Raw genomic sequence first — 15688 nt, 5'->3', positions numbered from 1 at the left:
ATACTTCGCCCTCAGCCCCCTGTGCCCGAGGAAAATCCTGCCATGCCCAAACCCGCAACGCCGCTCGACCTGCTGCTCCTGCCGACCTGGCTGGTGCCTGTCGAACCTGCCGGGGTGGTATTGAAGGATCATGGCCTGGGTATCCGCGATGGGCAGATTGTTTTCATCGGTCCCCGAGCCGAGGCAGAGCGCTTTATTGCCAGCGAAACCCGCGAGCTGCCTGGCTGCCTGCTCAGCCCGGGGCTTATCAACGCCCACGGCCACGCTGCAATGACGTTGTTCCGGGGCCTGGCCGACGATCTGCCGCTGATGACCTGGCTCGAAGAGCACATCTGGCCCGCAGAAGGACGCTGGGTTGATGAAGCATTCGTCCGTGACGGCACCGACCTGGCCATTGCCGAGCAGATCAAAGGTGGCGTCACCTGTTTTTCCGACATGTACTTCTTCCCCAAGATCGCCAGCGAACGGGTGCACAACAGTGGCATCCGCGCGCAGATCGCCGTGCCACTGCTGGATTTCCCGATTCCTGGCGCACGCAGCACCGAAGAAGCCCTGCACCTGGGTGTCGAACTGTTTGGAGATCTGCGCCATCACCCGCGCATCACTGTGGCGATGGGCCCTCATGCGCCCTACACGGTGAGCGATGAGAACCTGGAGAAGATCCGGGTCATTGCCGAAGAGCTCGATGCGCCGATTCATATGCACATTCACGAAACTGCCTTCGAAGTGGAGCAATCGCTGGCCACCCGCGGCGAGCGCCCGCTGGCGCGCCTCGCCCGCCTGGGCTTGCTCGGGCCGCGTCTGCAGGCGGTACACATGACCCAGGTCAGCGACGAAGACCTGGCCCTGCTGGTAGAAAGCAACACCAGTGTGGTGCACTGCCCGGAATCCAACCTCAAGCTGGCCAGTGGTTTCTGCCCGGTCGAGCGCCTGTGGCAGGCGGGGGTCAACGTAGCGGTGGGAACCGATGGTGCGGCCAGCAACAACGATCTCGACCTGCTTGGCGAAACCCGTACCGCAGCCCTGCTGGCCAAAGCCGTGGCCGGCTCGGCGGCCGCCCTGGATGCCCACCGGGCGTTGCGCATGGCCACCCTCAACGGTGCCCGGGCACTGGGCCTGGACGCGTTGACCGGTTCGCTGGAAGTGGGCAAGGCTGCCGATCTGGTGGCCTTCGACCTTTCCGGCCTGGCCCAGCAACCAATCTATGAGCCGGTGTCACAACTGATCTACACCAGCAGCCGTGACTGCGTGAAGCATGTCTGGGTTGCCGGCAAGCAACTGCTCGACGAGCGCCGCCTGACCCGCATGGACGAGCAGGCGCTGCATGCCGCCGCCTGTGCCTGGGGCCAGCGGATTGCCGAGCGTACCGAATAACTGGCTGGCAGCTGCGGCTGCGAGCCCGTAACACCTTTAATCAAAGTTTCAGAGGAGCGCTCCATGAGCAACGTCGACCACGCCGAAATCGCCAAATTCGAAGCCCTGGCACACCGCTGGTGGGACCGCGAAAGCGAGTTCAAGCCGCTGCACGACATCAACCCGCTGCGGGTCAACTGGATCGACGAACGGGTCAAGCTGGCCGGCAAGAAAGTCCTCGACGTCGGCTGCGGCGGCGGCATCCTCAGCGAAGCCATGGCTCAGCGCGGTGCCACCGTCATGGGTATCGACATGGGTGAAGCGCCTCTGGCCGTCGCCCAGTTGCACCAGCTCGAATCCGGCGTGCAGGTCGAGTATCGGCAGATCACTGCCGAAGCCCTGGCCGAAGAAATGCCCGAGCAATTCGACGTGGTCACCTGCCTGGAAATGCTTGAGCACGTCCCGGACCCTTCATCGGTAATCCGTGCCTGCTACCGCATGGTCAAGCCCGGCGGCCAGGTGTTCTTCTCGACCATCAACCGCAACCCCAAGGCCTACCTGTTCGCGATCATCGGCGCCGAATACATCATGAAGCTGCTGCCGCGCGGCACCCATGACTTCAAGAAGTTCATCCGCCCTTCCGAGCTGGGTGCCTGGAGCCGTGACGCCGGCCTGAACGTCAAAGACATCATCGGCCTGACCTACAACCCGCTGACCAAGCACTACAAGCTGGCCAGCGATGTCGACGTCAACTACATGATCCAGACCCTGCGAGAGGAATGAGCATGCGCCTGAGAGCAGTACTTTTCGACATGGACGGCACCCTGCTCGACACGGCGCCGGACTTCATCGCCATCTGCCAGGCGATGCTCGCCGAGCGTGGTTTGCCCGCCGTTGACGACCAGCGCATCCGCGACGTGGTCTCCGGCGGCGCCAAGGCCATGGTCTCGGTCACCTTCAATCTCGACCCTGAAGCCGCAGAATTCGAAGCCTTGCGCCTGGAGTTCCTCGAGCGCTACCAGCAGGGCTGCGCGGTCCATAGCAAGCTCTATGACGGCATGGCCGAGCTGTTGGCCGATATAGAGAAAGGCAACCTGTTGTGGGGTGTGGTGACCAACAAGCCGGTTCGTTTCGCCGAACCGATCATGCAGCAGCTGGGCCTGGCCGAACGCTCGGCACTGCTGATCTGCCCGGATCACGTGAAGAACAGCAAGCCGGATCCCGAGCCGCTGATTCTTGCCTGCAAGACCCTCAACCTGGACCCGGCCAGCGTGCTGTTCGTCGGTGACGACCTGCGTGACATCGAGTCTGGCCGTGATGCCGGGACTCGCACAGCGGCGGTACGCTACGGCTATATTCATCCAGATGACAACCCTAACAACTGGGGTGCGGATGTGGTGGTCGATCATCCGCTGGAGCTGCGCAAGGTGCTTGATAGCGCGCTTTGCGGCTGCTGATTTCGACAAGGATCGCGGGACAAGCCCGCTCCCACAGAGATCATGTAGAACCTGTAGGAGCGGGCTTGCCCCGCGATGAGTCAACACAATCAAGAGGTAACCCCATGTTCGATTACTCCGCCCGCCCCGACCTGCTCAAAGGCCGGACCATCCTGGTCACCGGCGCTGGTCGCGGAATCGGCGCTGCGGCCGCCAAGGCCTACGCGGCACACGGTGCGACTGTACTGCTGCTGGGCAAGACCGAAGGCAACCTGGGCCAGATCTACGACGAGATCGAAGCAGCTGGCCATCCCAAGCCTGCAGTGATCCCGTTCAACCTGGAAACCGCCCTGCCGCATCAGTACGACGAGCTGGCAGCCATGATCGAGACCGAGTTCGGCCATATCGACGGCCTGCTGCACAACGCCTCGATCATCGGCCCGCGCACGCCACTGGAGCAGCTGTCCGGCGACAACTTCATGCGCGTGATGCAAGTCAACGTCAATGCCATGTTCATGCTCACCAGCACCCTGCTGCCACTGCTCAAGCTGTCCCAGGATGCTTCGGTGATCTTCACCTCCAGCAGCGTCGGGCGCAAAGGCCGGGCCTACTGGGGTGCCTACGGGGTGTCGAAGTTCGCTACCGAAGGTCTGATGCAGACCCTCGCTGACGAACTGGAAGGCGTGGCGCCGGTACGCTCCAACAGCGTCAACCCGGGCGCCACCCGCACCAGCATGCGTGCCCAGGCGTATCCGGGCGAGAACCCGGAAAACAACCCGCTGCCCGAGCAGATCATGCCGGTGTACCTGTACTTGATGGGCCCTGACAGCACTGGCATCAACGGCCAGGCGTTCAACGCCCAGTAACTCAGCTTTCGGCCAGTTCCGCCTGGACACGGGCGGGCTGGCGCTGTTCCTGCTGCATGCAGCGCTCAAGGAACAGGAACATGTAGTCGTAGCTCTTGCACACCGCCCGACGCAGCTCCGCCTGCAATGCCTGGGACGGGTGATTGCCAGCCAGGGTGCAGACGATTTCCAGCGCTTCCCATGGGTGGGCGTCGTCGTACTGGGCGTGCATCTTCAGCCACTTCATGGCGCGCTTGCGACCCTCCTCGGGAAAGCCTTCGGCATACACACCGGTCGAACACACTACCGCTGACCATTCGCCGGTCGCCCCTTCGATTGCATAGTTGGTCGCTGCGATAGCGACCACCAGCGAATCGGTTGCGCAGGTATGCCAGCACCAGTCGCTCAGGGCATTGAGTTCGGTCGGTACGTCCTGGGCCTGGAGATCCTCCAGGCTGACGCCATGGGCCTGGCTCCAGTACAGCCAGTAATCCGCATGATTGAGCTCGACGCGAATGTTGCGCATCAGCCAACGACGCGCCATGTCTTCGCCGGGATGGCGCGCGTAGCGGGTCTTGGTCAGGTTCTTGGCCATGTACAGGGAGAACTGCTCAACCACCGGCCAGCCGCCAATCAGGTACTGGCGCATGGTCCGGCCACTGAGCCGCCCGTCGCGCATGCGCTGATAGAGTTCGTGTTCGACCACCCGACGCTTGCTCTCGTGACAGTCCTTGATCAACTGCTGAGCCCAGAGCGGGTAACTGGTGGGGTCCATCAATGGACCGGTACGGATAAACGCGTCAATCACTGTCAGCTCCTTGTTCCTTGTGATTATGTGTGCGGATCTTCAGCGAAAAGTCCCTGGTGCCTTGAACAGCAAGGGCCTTGCGGCAATCCGTTGGCGTTGCAAGCTGTCGCAGGTGAACACCTGCGGGCGCTCGATCAGGTACCCCTGGGCGTAGTCGACGCCTATTTCCTGCAGGGCCTGCTCAATCAACGGCGTTTCGACGAATTCGGCAATGGTGCGTTTGCCCATGACATGACCGATATGGTTGATGACTTCAACCATAGCCCGGTTGACCGGATCATCGAGCATGTCTTTAACGAAACTGCCGTCGATTTTCAGGAAGTCTACCGGCAGATGCTTCAAGTAGGCGAACGACGACATCCCGGCACAGAAGTCATCCAGCGAGAATCGGCAACCCAGGCCTTTGAGCTCATTGATGAAGCGTATGGCACTGCCCAGGTTGGCAATTGCACTGGTCTCGGTGATCTCGAAGCAGATCATCTGCGGCGGAATCCCGTACTCGCCGAACAGGCGCCGCAGGTACTCGAGGAACTTGTCATCGCCGATGCTGCTGCCGGACAGGTTGATCGCGCACATGGCCAAGGGGCCTTCACGCCGTTCATCCAGGCACTGGCGAATGACCTCAAAGACACTGCGTACCACCCAACGATCCAGCGCCGTCATCAGACCATAGCGCTCGGCAGCAGGAATGAAACTGTCCGGGAGAATGATCCGCCCGCTTTCATCCTGCAGGCGCAGGAGAATCTCTATGTGCCCTGCCCCGTCATGCGCGCCAAGGGCGGCAATCTCCTGGGCGTATAGACAGAAACGGTTCTCCTCCAACGCCACATGCAGACGCTGGATCCAAGCCATTTCGCCGAAGCGCATGGACAGCTCGCTGTCGTCGGCGTGGTACACCTGCACGCGGTTGCGCCCCTTCTCCTTGGCCATGTAGCACGCCATGTCGGCGGCGCGCAGGGAGGCTTCAAGGGTGGTAGGAGCTTGAGCGATGTGTACCAGGCCCAGACTCACGGTGGTCATGAACGGGCGACCTTTCCACACGAAATGCAGGCTCTGGACCGCCTGGCGCAGGCTTTCGGCGATACGTTCGGCCTGCTCCTGCGGGCAATTCTCGAGAAGAATGCCGAACTCATCGCCGCCCAATCGCGCCAGGGTGTCACCGTCGCGCAGCCCCGCCTGCAGCACGGCACAAATGTGTCGCAGCAGTTCATCTCCGGCTGCATGCCCGCAGGTGTCGTTGACCAGCTTGAACTGATCGAGATCGAGAAACATCAAGGCATGCCGCGCCGGCTTGCGCGCCAGGGCATTGAGTGCCTGCTCGAGGCGGTACTCGAACTCGCGGCGGTTGGCCAGACCGGTCAGTGCGTCATGGGTCGCCTGCCAGGACAGGTTGGCGATGTACTGGCGCTCCTGAGTCATGTCATGCAGCACCAGAACGATGCCGCTGATCTTGCCATCGGCCATGATCGGTGCGCCAACCAAAGTCACCGACACCGTGCTGCCATCCAGGCGCTGGATCAATTTGGTGTGTTCGCTGCCGCCACTGAGGCCGCCACTGAGAATGCGCTCGACCAGGGTCAGGCTGTCTTTTTCGGCATTGTCATCCAGCAGGCTGAACAAAGCCGCCAAGGGCAGCCCCTGCGCCTGGGCGGCATGCCAGTGGGTCAGTTGTTCGGCAGCCGGGTTCATGTAGGCGATGCAGCCTTCGACGTCGGTGGTGATCACACCGTCGCCAATCGACTCCAGGGTGATTTGCGCTCGCTCTTTTTCCACCTGCAAGGCGTTGGCAAAGGCCTGGCGCTGGGCCAGCAATTTGCTCGAGCGCATCCAGGCCAGGGCAATCAGGAACAGGGCGGTGGCAAGGTTGGTCAGCAACAGCACCCGCAACAACACCCGCGAGCCTTCACCCAAGGCGTCGCTGAACGCTCGGGCCGCCGGCGTTACACCGTCGTTGATGGTCGCAATACGTGCTTTCCATTCGGCCACGTCAGCGGCAGTTGCCGTGCCGGAACGAAAGCCTTCGTGCATCTGTCGGGCAACGCCGTCGAGCTGACTGAGGAAGCTGTCACCCACCGCCCACAGCTCGATGGCCTTTTCCAGGTAACTAACCTGACGAAAGTTCAAGTACAACCAGATGACACTGGAGATGTCGTCAGGGTGGTTACCGCCCTGCAAAATGCCACGCCGCGCAGCGTCCAGGTCCGGGACTGGCAAATCCAGGGCCGCACGCAGGTCATGCCCGCCCTGCGGCACGGCGAAGGCTTTCTGATACTTCTGGAATACGGCCTCGTCGCGGCTATCGGCATACAGGTTGAGGTAGTAGATCGCGTCCTTCTGCCCCTTGGACCAGAGGCTCTCCCCCGCCACATAACCACGCACCGCCGACAACGCGTACAGGCTGATCCCCCCCAGTAATGCCTGAAACAACACCACGGCAACAAACGGCCAGATGATGCCCAACAAATTCGGGGCTTCGAGAGTCCTTTTTCGCTTCATGAGGTCCCTTGCACACAGAGCCGAATGAATCTCTATCTTGTAAAGGCACAGCCTAGGCTATTTAGGCTCAATACTGGAGAGCTTTTCTCATTTACTCGCCACTTTGCACTCAACTCTGTTGCAAATGACCATACAGCTTGGCGTACAAACCACCATCGGCAATCAATTGCTGATGATCGCCATCCTCGGCCACATGCCCGCCATCGAAGACCAGTACGCGGTCTGCCTGCTTCACTGCTGACAGACGGTGGGCAATGATCAACGTGGTACGCGCACTGAGGAAGCGCGCAAGCGCCTGGTGCAGGTTGTATTCGGTGGCCGCATCAAGGGCCGAAGTGGCTTCGTCGAGAATCACCACCTTGGGCTCGGCCAAAACCATCCGCGCGATCGCCAGGCGCTGGCGCTGCCCGCCCGACAAGCGTACGCCGGAACGCCCGACCACGGTGTCCAGGCCACGGGGCAACGCGGCAATGGTCGTCTCGAGCTGGGCAATGCCCAGCGCCTGCCAACAGGCTTCGTCGCTGCAGTCGCGGCCCATGGTCAGGTTGGCGCGTACCGTGTCGTTGAACAGCGACGGATGCTGCAGCACCACAGCGACATGCTCACGCAGGGTTTCCAGGCCGATCTCCTGCAAGGTCGAGCCACCGAAGCGAATAGTACCGGCCTGGGCGCTGTAGAGTCCGAGCAGCAACTGCACCAGGGTGCTCTTGCCACCCCCACTGGCACCGACGATAGCGACCTTTTCACCCGGGGCGATGGACAGGTTCAACTGGTCAAGCACCGGCTCGTCGGCATAGGCAAAGCGCAGCCCCTGCACTTCGATGCCCACGGTGTCGCGGCCCTTGAACGGATCGACGCCGCCCGGGTATTGCGGCTCGTCGGCGCGCGCCAGCAGCTCGTTGAGGCGGCTCAGCGCACCGCCAGCGGCGTAGTAGGCGTACTGCAGGTTCAGCAACTGTTCGACCGGACCGATCATGAACCACAGGTAGCTGAACACTGCCAGCATCTGCCCGATCGATAGGTCGGAAAACAGCACGGTCAGCATCGCCGCAGCACGGAAGATATCAATACCGAACTGGAACAACAGGCCACTGGCGCGGCCGCTGGCATCGCTCTTCCACTGCGAAGCCACGGCATAGTTGCGCACTTCCTGGGCACGCAAACCGAGGCGGCCGAGGAAATAGCCCTGGCGATTGCTGGCACGAATTTCCTGGATTGCATCCAGGGTTTCGGTCAGCGCCTGGGTGAAGCGCGAGGTGCTGTCATTCTCGAGCTTTTTCAGGTGTTTGACCCGTTTGCCCAACTGCACTGTGGCAAAAATCACCAAGGGGTTGAACAGCAGGATCAACAGCGCCAGCTTCCAGTGCATCCACATCAGGATTGCGGCGGTACCGGTCAGGGTCAGCATGGCAACGAGGAAACGACTCAGGGTCTCGCCGACAAACTTGTCGAGGGTATCCAGGTCCGTAACCAGGTGGGTGGTCACCGTACCACTGCCCAGGCTTTCGTATTCTTTCAGCGAGATCCGTTTGAGCCGCTCGATCAGGCGGATGCGCAGGCGATAGACGATGTCCTTGGCAAGGCCGGCGAACAGCTTGGCCTGCACCACATTGAAGGCCAGCGCGGCACAACGCAGACACAAGGTCAGTGCCAGCATGATACCTATATAGCCGGCCGCCACTTGCCAGTTGCCCGGAAGCAGCTGATTCATCCACTTGAGCGCGGCATCGCCGTGCCCGAGCAAGACTTCGTCGACCAGCAACGGCAGCAGTAACGGGATAGGAACGCTGCACAGAGCCGCCAGCACGGCGACACCGTTGGCGATCCACAGGGCTTTTTTATGATGCAGGGCCAGGCGGCGAATTTCCGCCCAGCTCAGTCGATCGGCAACAGTTGGCGCCGGCCCCGGCACAGGGTCGGGTGACCCTGGTACGTCAAGCACAGGCAGCCTGCTGCAGCCAGCGGCCGAGCAATGGGCTTAGCGAATCGAGTGACTGGTAGCCATTGGTCAGCAACGCCAACTGGCCGTTGCGTTCGGCCAGCAGGGTTGGAAACCCGGCAATGCCCAGGTCCTGTACCCAGGTGAAGTCGGAGGCTGTGGCCGCACGCACTTCAGTACTGGTAAAGCGCTCGGCAAACACCGTCCGCTCAAAACCGACCTGTTCGGCCAACGCCACCAGCTCGGGGGCACGGGTGACGTCTTCGCCGCCCTGATAGAAGGCCTGCTGGATGGCTGCGAGCAATGCCCAGGTGCGTTGCGGGTCAAGACCACGCGCGGCCACCAGGGCGCGGCAGGCCGGCTCGGTGTCATAGACAAAGCCTTCCGGCATCGCGCCTTCAAGGGTAAAGGGCTGGCCAGTGGCCTCATTGACCGCTTGCCAGTGCTCAAGGATGTAGCCACGGGTCGATGCATCCAGCGCACTGCTGCCGGTGCGCAAACCACCGGGCACCAGGTGGGTGTCGATCCCGGCGTCGCGCGCCTGGGCAATCAGGGCTTGGGCAACCGGCGCAAACCCCCAGCACCAGGAACACATCGGGTCCATCACATAGAGCAGGCGAGCGGACATCTATCAGGCCTCGGCAGCTTTGCGGTAGTTATGGCCGATCGGGTGCGGCATGTTGCGGGCCTTGGCCAACTCGATCTGCTTCTGCCGGTCAACGGCGCTGCGTCGGGTCTTTTCGCTGAGGCTGTCCCAGCAATGCGGGCAGCTGATACCTGGCGAATAGTGCTCGGACGCACGGTCTTCAACGCTGATCGGGGTACGGCAGGCATGGCACTGGTCGTAGTCGCCTTCAGTCAGGTCGTGACGCACGGTGACCCGGTTGTCGAACACGAAGCAGTCGCCCTGCCAGCGGCTTTCGTCCTGCGGCACCTCTTCGAGGTATTTCAGGATCCCGCCTTTAAGATGATAGACCTCTTCGAAACCTTCACCGAGCATGTAGCTGGAGGCTTTTTCGCAACGAATGCCACCGGTGCAGAACATCGCGACTTTCTTGTGCCGCGCCGGGTCGAAGTTGGCCTTGATGTACTCGGGGAACTCACGGAAGGTCGTGGTTTTCGGGTCGATCGCGCCTTCGAAGGTGCCAATCGCCACTTCGTAGTCGTTGCGGGTGTCGATCAGCAGCACCTCAGGGTCGCTGATCAGCGCGTTCCAGTCCTGCGGCTCGACGTAGGTACCGACCTTGTGGTTCGGGTCTACGCCCGGCACGCCAAGGGTGACGATCTCTTTCTTGAGTTTGACCTTGGTGCGATAGAACGGCTGTTCGTCGCAGTAGGATTCCTTGTGATCGATATCCACCAGGCGCGCATCGCTGCGCAGCCAGGCCAGCAGGCCGTCGATACCTTCACGGGTAGCGGACACGGTGCCGTTGATGCCTTCTTCGGCCAACAACAGGGTGCCTTTGACGCCATTGGCAACCATGCTTTCGAGCAGCGGCTCGCGCAGCTCGACGTAATCTTTCAGGGTGACGAATTTGTACAGCGCCGCCACGACGATAGCTTGGGTCATGCAGTAAATCTCCAGGTGGTCACCCTCGTAAGGGGCGGACCGGATGACAAAAAAAACGCGCCGACGAGCGGCGCGTTGCACATTCTAGCAAAAACCTGACGATGAAATCAGTGTTTGCTGCCACCTGCGCAGGTGGGTGAAGCGGGGGCTGCGCCGACCTTCTGCCACTCGTCGGGGGTGTAGGTGTGCAGGGCCAGGGCATGGACCTGACCCATCAACTCACCGAGGGTGGCGTAGACCTTCTGGTGGCGCTTGACGCTGTTCAGGCCTTCAAACTGCTCGCTGACCAGCACGGCCTTGTAGTGGGTTTCTTGCCCACGGCTGTGCATATGGCTTTCGTCGAGCACTGAAAGGTGCTGTGGCGCCAGCGCGGCCAGGCTTTGTTCAATCTTTTGCTGCATGGACATGGACGGCTCCGGGTCTTACTTCTTCGCTGGCGCGGCGGCCTTGCCAGCGTTCGGATCGAGTTCCTTGGTCATGTCAGCCAGCAGCTTGTTGACCACCGGTACCGCGCTTTCCAGCTTCTGCTGGGTCAACTGCGCCGACTGCTGGGTAACCTGAGGCATTTTTTCCAGGACTTTCTTGCCCAGCGGCGACTGGTAGAAAGCTACCAGGTCCTTGAGCTCGCTTTCGGTAAAGGTGCTGGTGTAGAGCTTGACCATGTCAGGCTTGAGCTTGTTCCAGCCAATGGCCTGGTCCAGGGCGGCGTTGGCCTTGGCCTGGTAGCTGTCGAGCACGGATTTTTTCGAGGCTGGGGCCTTGGTCTGTTCGAAACGCTGGGCAAACATCTGTTGCACCTGCATGTAGACCGGGGTGCCGAGCTTGTCAGCGTGCGCCATCATGAGGAATTTTTCGGCACTGGCGTTGTGGCTGGCGGTGTCGGCAAGCACCTGGCCGCTGGCGCAGACCAGCGCAACAGCGGTGCAAAGGGCGCGAAGACGGGTCATCGGAATTCCTTCATTAGACAGAGGAGGTAGTACCCCAGAGTAGAGCATTCTGCGCCGACTCGGGCACGGCACTCAAGTGGGTCGACGAGCGATGGAACCGCTGCGACAAAAAGGGACCTAAACTGCGAATTCAGACCACAAGGGAGTGATCGCAGCATGAGCCGTATCGAAACTGACAGCCTGGGGCAGGTCGAAGTTCCTGACCAGGCCTATTGGGGTGCCCAGACGCAGCGCTCGCTGATCAATTTCGCCATCGGCAAGGAGCGTATGCCCCCGGCTGTCCTGCATGCGCTGGCGATGATCAAAAAAGCCGCCGCACGGGTCAACAGCCGCAACGGAGACCTTCCGGCCGATATTGCCCGGCTGATCGAACAGGCGGCTGACGAGGTGCTCGACGGCCAGCTCGACGAGCAATTTCCACTCGTCGTCTGGCAAACCGGCAGCGGCACCCAGAGCAACATGAACGTCAATGAAGTGATCGCCGGGCGGGCCAACGAACTGGCCGGCAAAGGCCGCGGGGGCAAGATCCCGGTTCACCCCAACGATCATGTCAACCGCTCCCAGAGTTCCAACGACTGCTTCCCCACGGCCATGCACATCGCCGCCGCCCAGGCCGTTCAACACCACCTGCTGCCGGCTATTGCCGAACTGTCGGCAGGCTTGGCAGAGCTTTCGGCGCGCCATCAGCACTTGGTCAAGACCGGGCGCACGCACATGATGGATGCCACGCCAATCACCTTCGGCCAGGAAATCTCGGCCTACGTGGCCCAACTCGACTACGCCCAGCGCGCGATTCGTGCCGCGTTGCCTGCGGTGTGCGAACTGGCCCAGGGCGGCACCGCCGTCGGCACCGGCCTCAACGCCCCTCACGGTTTTGCCGAGGCAATCGCCGCAGAGCTGGCCGCCCTTTCCGGTCTGCCCTTCGTCACTGCGCCGAACAAATTTGCTGCCCTCGCTGGGCATGAGCCGCTGACCACCCTGTCCGGCGGCCTGAAAACCCTGGCGGTGGCGCTGATGAAACTGGCCAATGACCTGCGCCTGCTCGGCTCCGGCCCCCGCGCCGGGTTTGCCGAGGTGCGCCTGCCAGCCAACGAGCCAGGCAGCTCGATCATGCCCGGCAAGGTCAACCCGACCCAGTGCGAGGCACTGTCGATGCTGGCCTGCCAGGTGCTGGGCAACGATACCGCTATCGGCTTTGCCGCCAGCCAGGGCCACCTGCAGTTGAACGTGTTCAAGCCGGTAATCATTCACAACCTGCTGCAGTCCATCGAGCTGCTGGCCGACGGGTGCCGCAACTTCCAGCAGCACTGCGTGGCCGGTATCGAAGCGGATGCCGAACAGATGGCGGCGCACCTGGAGCGCGGGCTGATGCTGGTCACTGCGCTCAACCCGCACATCGGTTACGACAAGGCGGCGGAAATCGCCAAAAAGGCCTACAGCGAAGGCCGCACGTTACGCGAGGCGGCCTTGACTCTGGGTTACCTGACCAACGAGCAATTCGACCAGTGGGTACGCCCGCAAGACATGCTCGAGCCCGGCAAGAAAGGCTGACTCAACGGGCCAGGCGTACGCGCCTGGCCCGCCAGCCGGCCATGATCGATGGGCCCAGCGCAGTCAGCGCCGAGCCCAGCACCACCACCAGGGCACCGATGTAGCCCAGCGTGTTGATCTGCTCAGCGTGCACGTAGTCAGGCCAGAACCAGGCCGCCAGGGCGACCGCAACGAAGGTGATCAAGGGCGTGATCGCCAGGGTGGCGCTGACCTTGGAGGCTTCCCAGTGAGCCAGGGCCTCTGCGAAGGCACCATAAGCCACCAGGGTGTTCAGGCAGCAGGCGAGCAACAGCCAGCCTTGCAACGGGCTCAGTTGCAACGCTTCGAGCGGATGCACCCACGGTGTCAGGAGCACCGCACAGCACAGGTAGATCACCATCATCACCTGCATCGAATTCCACACCGTCAGCAATTGCTTCTGGCTCAGGGCGTAGAACACCCAGATGGTGGTTGCCAGGACAATGGTCAGCACACCCGTGGTGTAGACGCTCAGCGAAGTCAGTAGCTCTTCCAGGCGCTGATTGAAAAACAGGCCGAAGCCCATGAGCAGGATGACCAGGCCCATGCCCTGGCCGAGGCTGAAGCGCTCCTTGAACAGGAACACACTGGCCACCAGCAGCAGTACCGGCCCCAACTGCACGACCAGTTGCGCGGTGCCAGGACTGAGCAGGTTCAAACCCATCAGGTACAGCACATAGTTACCGACCAGCCCGCCGGTCGCCAACGCCACCAGCCCCCAGCCGTTGCGCCCGAGCCGGCCGAACGACGGCAGGCGTTTGCTCGCCGCCAGCCAGGCCAGCAACAGGCCGCCAGACACCAGCAAGCGAAACCAGGTGACGGTGATCGGGTCCATCACCTGCAGCACCTGCTTGAGCTTGATCGGCAGGATGCCCCAGAGCAATGCGGTCAACAGCGAAAGAGAAAGGCCATAGACCCAGCGTCCGGAAGAAATGTGCATACCAGCCTCAAATGCCCTGTGGTGGGGGGAGACTGGATTCTACGGGCTGGGAGGCCTGGGCCGACAGGTACAATTACGGAAAAGAATTCAGTACTTCATTCCCTGTTGGAGCGGATTCATCCGCGATGGGGCGCGGAGCGTCCCCCTTCACCGGGAATGGGGACGACTTTGTCGTCCATCGCGGATGAATCCACTCCTACAAAGAGTGGGCCTCAGTTATTTCTTGTCCTTCTTGAACGCCGCCTCCAGCGCATCATTGATGGTCCGCAGCACCTTGATCCGCGCCCAGCGCTTGTCGTTGGCCTCCACCAGCGTCCACGGCGCGATCTCGGTACTGGTGCGGTCAACCATGTCACCCACCGCTTCCGCGTACTGGCCCCATTTTTCGCGATTGCGCCAGTCTTCCTCGGTGATCTTGAAGCGCTTGAACGGTATCTGCTCACGCTCCTGGAAGCGCTCGAGCTGGGTTTGCTCATCGATCGACAGCCAGAACTTGACCAGCACAATCCCGGCACTGGTCAGCTGTTCTTCGAAGTCGTTGATCTCGCCATAGGCACGCATCCAGTCAGCCTGGCTGCAGAAGCCTTCGACCCGCTCGACCAGCACCCGGCCATACCAGGAGCGGTCGAACACGGTGAACTTGCCCCGCGCCGGGACATGCCGCCAGAAGCGCCACAAGTAGGGTTGCGCGCGCTCTTCTTCAGTCGGCGCGGCAATCGGCACGATGCGGTACTGACGGGGGTCCAGCGCCGCCGCAACGCGGCGGATGGCACCGCCCTTGCCGGCAGCGTCGTTGCCTTCGAACACCGCCACCAGGGCATGGCGGCGCATGTGTTTGTCACGCAGCAGACCGGCCAGACGCGCCTGTTCGGTGATCAATTGTTCCTGGTAGTCGCTTTTGTCCAGGCGCAGGGTCATGTCCAGGCTGCCCAGCAGGCTGTGCTGATCGATGGCGTGACCGAGGGGAGCGATATTGGCCTGATGAACCGGCGCATGCTGAACCTTGAGCGCCGCCTGCAGCCCTTCGAGGAGGATGCGCCCGACCGCCAGGCTACGGTAATGCGGATCAACCCCTTCGATTACGTGCCAGGGCGCGTAGTCGCGGCTGGTCTGGCGCAGTACCCGTTCGCCGAAACGCACGAAGCGGTCGTAGGTTTCCGACTGTTGCCAGTCCAGCGGGCTGATGCGCCAGCTGTGCAGCGGATCGTCCTTGAGCGCCTTGAGCCGGGCCTTCATCTGTTTCTTCGACAGGTGGAACCAGAATTTGAAGATCAGCGCGCCTTCATCACAGAGCATCTCTTCCAGGTGCTCGGCACCACGGATGGCCTGGTCGAGCACGGCGTCCTTGAAGTGACCATGGACCCGCCCCTGCAGCATCTGGCTGTACCAGTTACCGAAAAATATCCCGATCCGCCCCTTGGCCGGCAGCGCACGCCAGTAACGCCAGGCCGGTGGCCGGGCAAGCTCCTCGTCGGTCTGCTGGTCGAAGGTGCGCACTTCGATCAAGCGCGGGTCCATCCATTCGTTGAGCAGTTTTACCGTTTCGCCCTTGCCCGCCCCTTCGATGCCGTTGATCAGCACAATCACCGGAAAACGTGCCTGCTGCTTGAGCTCGAACTGTGCTTCGAGCAACGCCTCCCGTAACGCTGGAACTTCGGCTTCGTACGTTTCTTTGTCGATGGCGTGACCAATTTCAGCGGATTCGAACATACCAGGCTCCCTACATGGATAAGCAAGACTAGCGGATCCGGGTAGACTTTGTCCGGGTAAGCTAAAATGCCGCTC

The 15688-nt window shown here is 61.6% G+C and carries 14 protein-coding genes; 5 read left to right on the top strand and 9 right to left on the bottom strand.

What is annotated here, in order from left to right; genetic code table 11:
- Nucleotides 1-42: 42 nt before the first annotated feature.
- The 4 genes from ACO6VD_RS00660 to ACO6VD_RS00645 all read left to right on the top strand — a co-directional run bounded on the left by ACO6VD_RS00660 (nt 43) and on the right by ACO6VD_RS00645 (nt 3655).
- Nucleotides 43-1374, top strand: coding sequence for a TRZ/ATZ family hydrolase (locus ACO6VD_RS00660; RefSeq protein ID WP_422416321.1), 1332 nt, complete (start codon nt 43-45; stop codon nt 1372-1374).
- 63 nt (nt 1375-1437) lie between these two features.
- A complete protein-coding gene (gene ubiG / locus ACO6VD_RS00655) occupies nt 1438-2136 on the top strand; it encodes a bifunctional 2-polyprenyl-6-hydroxyphenol methylase/3-demethylubiquinol 3-O-methyltransferase UbiG (protein WP_422416319.1) in 699 nt (232 codons plus the stop codon).
- A 2-nt stretch (nt 2137-2138) separates the two neighbouring features.
- The gene (gene mupP / locus ACO6VD_RS00650; protein WP_400171488.1) at nt 2139-2810 is read left to right on the top strand and encodes an N-acetylmuramic acid 6-phosphate phosphatase MupP; all 672 of its coding nucleotides are present in this window, start codon (nt 2139-2141) and stop codon (nt 2808-2810) included.
- Between the two features lie 104 nt (nt 2811-2914).
- Complete coding sequence (locus tag ACO6VD_RS00645) at nt 2915-3655, top strand: YciK family oxidoreductase (RefSeq protein ID WP_422416317.1); 741 nt, start codon at nt 2915-2917, stop codon at nt 3653-3655.
- Between the two features lies 1 nt (nt 3656).
- Here ACO6VD_RS00645 and ACO6VD_RS00640 read toward each other — a convergent pair whose 3' ends face one another.
- The 7 genes from ACO6VD_RS00640 to ACO6VD_RS00610 form a co-directional block, all read right to left on the bottom strand.
- Nucleotides 3657-4409 carry a TenA family transcriptional regulator gene (locus tag ACO6VD_RS00640; RefSeq protein ID WP_400171512.1) on the bottom strand — a complete coding sequence of 251 codons (753 nt, stop codon included), beginning with the start codon at nt 4407-4409 and terminating at the stop codon, nt 3657-3659.
- A 72-nt stretch (nt 4410-4481) separates the two neighbouring features.
- A complete protein-coding gene (locus ACO6VD_RS00635; RefSeq protein WP_422416315.1) occupies nt 4482-6938 on the bottom strand; it encodes an EAL domain-containing protein in 2457 nt (818 codons plus the stop codon).
- 109 nt (nt 6939-7047) lie between these two features.
- On the bottom strand, nt 7048-8880 hold the full coding sequence (locus tag ACO6VD_RS00630) for an ABC transporter ATP-binding protein (RefSeq protein WP_422416313.1): 1833 nt from the start codon (nt 8878-8880) through the stop codon (nt 7048-7050).
- Nucleotides 8873-9505 carry a DsbA family protein gene (locus ACO6VD_RS00625; RefSeq protein WP_422416311.1) on the bottom strand — a complete coding sequence of 211 codons (633 nt, stop codon included), beginning with the start codon at nt 9503-9505 and terminating at the stop codon, nt 8873-8875. The genes ACO6VD_RS00630 and ACO6VD_RS00625 overlap by 8 nt, the downstream gene beginning before the upstream one ends.
- 3 nt (nt 9506-9508) lie before the next feature.
- The gene (locus ACO6VD_RS00620) at nt 9509-10447 is read right to left on the bottom strand and encodes a rhodanese-related sulfurtransferase (protein ID WP_400171483.1); all 939 of its coding nucleotides are present in this window, start codon (nt 10445-10447) and stop codon (nt 9509-9511) included.
- Between the two features lie 107 nt (nt 10448-10554).
- Nucleotides 10555-10854, bottom strand: a complete 300-nt coding sequence (locus ACO6VD_RS00615; RefSeq protein ID WP_400171482.1) for a BolA family protein — start codon at nt 10852-10854, stop codon at nt 10555-10557.
- A gap of 15 nt (nt 10855-10869) precedes the next feature.
- Complete coding sequence (locus ACO6VD_RS00610; RefSeq protein ID WP_128325869.1) at nt 10870-11394, bottom strand: DUF2059 domain-containing protein; 525 nt, start codon at nt 11392-11394, stop codon at nt 10870-10872.
- A gap of 156 nt (nt 11395-11550) precedes the next feature.
- Between ACO6VD_RS00610 and ACO6VD_RS00605 the strand changes: the two genes are divergently transcribed.
- Nucleotides 11551-12945: a class II fumarate hydratase gene (locus tag ACO6VD_RS00605; RefSeq protein WP_422416308.1), complete on the top strand. Its 1395-nt coding sequence runs from the start codon at nt 11551-11553 to the stop codon at nt 12943-12945.
- 1 nt (nt 12946) lies between these two features.
- Here ACO6VD_RS00605 and ACO6VD_RS00600 read toward each other — a convergent pair whose 3' ends face one another.
- A complete protein-coding gene (locus tag ACO6VD_RS00600; RefSeq protein ID WP_422416307.1) occupies nt 12947-13903 on the bottom strand; it encodes a DMT family transporter in 957 nt (318 codons plus the stop codon).
- A 216-nt stretch (nt 13904-14119) separates the two neighbouring features.
- The gene (pap, locus tag ACO6VD_RS00595; protein WP_422416306.1) at nt 14120-15613 is read right to left on the bottom strand and encodes a polyphosphate:AMP phosphotransferase; all 1494 of its coding nucleotides are present in this window, start codon (nt 15611-15613) and stop codon (nt 14120-14122) included.
- Nucleotides 15614-15688 lie beyond the last annotated feature (75 nt).

It is taken from the genome of Pseudomonas sp. GZD-222, assembly GCF_049310525.1.
Taxonomy (GTDB): Bacteria; Pseudomonadota; Gammaproteobacteria; order Pseudomonadales; family Pseudomonadaceae; genus Aquipseudomonas.
Note: the sequence above shows the minus strand (reverse complement) of the source record. Positions and strands in the feature narration are given on the sequence as shown.

Excerpts from the sequence above, each read along its gene's own strand:
- ACO6VD_RS00660 (WP_422416321.1), top strand. The coding sequence starts at position 43 with ATGCCCAAACCCGCAACGCCGCTCGACCTGCTGCTCCTGCCGACCTGG.
- ubiG (WP_422416319.1), top strand. The coding sequence starts at position 1,438 with ATGAGCAACGTCGACCACGCCGAAATCGCCAAATTCGAAGCCCTGGCA.
- mupP (WP_400171488.1), top strand. The coding sequence starts at position 2,139 with ATGCGCCTGAGAGCAGTACTTTTCGACATGGACGGCACCCTGCTCGAC.
- ACO6VD_RS00645 (WP_422416317.1), top strand. The coding sequence starts at position 2,915 with ATGTTCGATTACTCCGCCCGCCCCGACCTGCTCAAAGGCCGGACCATC.
- ACO6VD_RS00640 (WP_400171512.1), bottom strand. The coding sequence starts at position 4,409 with ATGGACCCCACCAGTTACCCGCTCTGGGCTCAGCAGTTGATCAAGGAC.
- ACO6VD_RS00635 (WP_422416315.1), bottom strand. The coding sequence starts at position 6,938 with ATGAAGCGAAAAAGGACTCTCGAAGCCCCGAATTTGTTGGGCATCATC.
- ACO6VD_RS00625 (WP_422416311.1), bottom strand. The coding sequence starts at position 9,505 with ATGTCCGCTCGCCTGCTCTATGTGATGGACCCGATGTGTTCCTGGTGC.
- ACO6VD_RS00620 (WP_400171483.1), bottom strand. The coding sequence starts at position 10,447 with ATGACCCAAGCTATCGTCGTGGCGGCGCTGTACAAATTCGTCACCCTG.
- ACO6VD_RS00615 (WP_400171482.1), bottom strand. The coding sequence starts at position 10,854 with ATGTCCATGCAGCAAAAGATTGAACAAAGCCTGGCCGCGCTGGCGCCA.
- ACO6VD_RS00610 (WP_128325869.1), bottom strand. The coding sequence starts at position 11,394 with ATGACCCGTCTTCGCGCCCTTTGCACCGCTGTTGCGCTGGTCTGCGCC.
- ACO6VD_RS00605 (WP_422416308.1), top strand. The coding sequence starts at position 11,551 with ATGAGCCGTATCGAAACTGACAGCCTGGGGCAGGTCGAAGTTCCTGAC.
- ACO6VD_RS00600 (WP_422416307.1), bottom strand. The coding sequence starts at position 13,903 with ATGCACATTTCTTCCGGACGCTGGGTCTATGGCCTTTCTCTTTCGCTG.
- pap (WP_422416306.1), bottom strand. The coding sequence starts at position 15,613 with ATGTTCGAATCCGCTGAAATTGGTCACGCCATCGACAAAGAAACGTAC.